This window comes from Oscillibacter sp. MSJ-31 (assembly GCF_018918025.1).
Lineage (GTDB): Bacteria > Bacillota > Clostridia > Oscillospirales > Oscillospiraceae > Hominicoprocola.
This window is the reverse complement of sequence record NZ_JAHLPT010000060.1, coordinates 1-1797: the sequence shown is the minus strand read 5'-3', so window position 1 is coordinate 1797 and position 1797 is coordinate 1. Positions and strand designations below refer to the sequence as shown.

At 60.5% G+C, this 1797-nt stretch carries 2 protein-coding genes; one reads left to right on the top strand and one right to left on the bottom strand.

The genetic code is table 11. The features are described from left to right. Window positions 1–35 precede the first annotated feature (35 nt). Window positions 36–926 carry an AraC family transcriptional regulator gene (locus KQI17_RS13370; protein WP_216496683.1) on the bottom strand — a complete coding sequence of 297 codons (891 nt, stop codon included), beginning with the start codon at window positions 924–926 and terminating at the stop codon, window positions 36–38. 161 nt (window positions 927–1087) lie between these two features. Here KQI17_RS13370 and KQI17_RS13365 point away from each other — a divergent pair. Continuing rightward, window positions 1088–1797, top strand: a 710-nt coding sequence (locus KQI17_RS13365) for a hydantoinase/carbamoylase family amidase (protein WP_216496682.1), incomplete at its 3' end; no start/stop codon positions are given.

Genomic DNA, 1797 nt, shown 5'->3' with positions numbered 1-1797 from the left:
ACGATGCAGTTCCGTTGATTCAGCAGACGTCCCTGTCACCCCGCACCATACCGCTTGCGGTATTGAAGCGGTGAGGCGCCATAGCGCAGGCGAAACTGCTCGATAAAGTGGCTGAGCTGATTGTAGCCCGTTTCTGCGCAGATCTCGGTGATCGGCCGGTCCGTGCCGACGATCATGCTCTTGGCCATGTAGAGCCGGTATTCATTCCGGTACCGCGTCGGCGTCATGCCGGTGTACTTTTTGAACAATACACTAAGCATGGTGCGGTTGACCGCCGCAGCGGAAGCAAGCTGTCCGGCAGACAGCGGCTCGCTGTAATGCTCGTGCAGGTAGCGGAGCGCGGTTTGAAAAAGCCGCGCGTCCTCGCCGTCTTTCTCCGTCCCGCCGCGGAAGCTGCGTGTCAGCTCGCGCAGCACCTGCACGAGCAGTTCATATACAGCGAAGCAGTCCGGCTCGCCCTCCCACGCACAGCAGCCGCGCAGGATCTCCGACCACTCTGCGCGCAGCGGCAGAACGGCGTGGGAAAAGGCTGCATCCTCCAGCAGCGGACAGATATAGCGCCGAAGCAGCGCGGGCGGGAAAAGCTGCTCCGACGCGAAATTGATACACAGCGTTCGCGTGTCGCCCTGCACCGTTCGGGAGCCGTGCAGATGCCCCGCGTTGACAAGCAGGAGGTCGTCTGGTGTCAGCGCCAGGCTCCCGCCCTCAACGGTGTAGTCAAGCGCGCCCTCATAGACCCATGTGAGCTGCACGTCGCTGTGCCAATGGAGCGGGATATGCTCTCTTGCGGCATGGCGGTAGCTCTGGGTATACACCGAGAGCGGAAGGTCGTCCGAAAGCGGCGCGACATGCTCGTGCAGCTTATCGTCCACCGTCAGATAGAATTCGCCCTGTATGCCCTCGCATTTCGGAAACGGTACAGTCATTCTCTCGCCCCCTTTTTCTCTATCCTACCACATCCCCTCGCAGCGGAAAAGCAAAAAGTGACAGTTTTTGTTTGATATCTGATAGAATTCACTTTTTCGATCCCGTATACTGGTACCATCACAGAGCAAAACCGATAGTTTGAAGCAGAAGGGAGCAGACTATGCTGATCATCAACGAAGAACGTCTTTTGAAGCGTATCCACACGCTTGGCGCGGTCGGTCTTGACGCCGACGGCCGCCGTACCCGCCTTGCCGCCTCCGATGAGGATAAGGCGGGGCGCGATCTCGTGTCCCGCTGGATGAGCGAGGCCGGTCTCACGGTCGTGACCGACTACATCGGAAATCTCTTTGGTATTTGGGTGCCAGAGGGCTGCGCCGACGCCGCGCCGCTCATGCTCGGCTCACACATTGATACCGTCATCAATGCCGGACAATTTGACGGCTGCTACGGCGTTCTTGCGGCGCTCGAGGTCGTTGAAACGCTCAAGGCGTCGGGCTTTGTGCCCGCGCGTCCCATCGCCATCGGCGCGTTCACCAACGAAGAGGGTGTGCGCTACGCGCCCGACATGATGGGTTCTCTCGTCTACGCGGGTGGCTACCCGCTCGAAAAGGCGCTTGCCTCTGTCGGCACGGACGGTACGGTGCTCGGCGAGGAGCTCCGACGCATCGGGTACGCGGGTACGGTCGAGCCGGGCTTTCTCAAGCCCTGCGCCTTCGTGGAGCTGCACATTGAGCAGGGACCTATTCTTGACGCCGAGGGCATTTCCATCGGCGCGGTCGAAAACCTGCAAGGCATTTCCTGGCAGCGCGTCACCATCGAAGGAGAGCAGAACCATGCCGGCACCACGCCGACCGCCTACCGCGTGGACGC

Excerpts from the sequence above, each read along its gene's own strand:
- KQI17_RS13370 (WP_216496683.1), bottom strand. The coding sequence starts at position 926 with ATGACTGTACCGTTTCCGAAATGCGAGGGCATACAGGGCGAATTCTAT.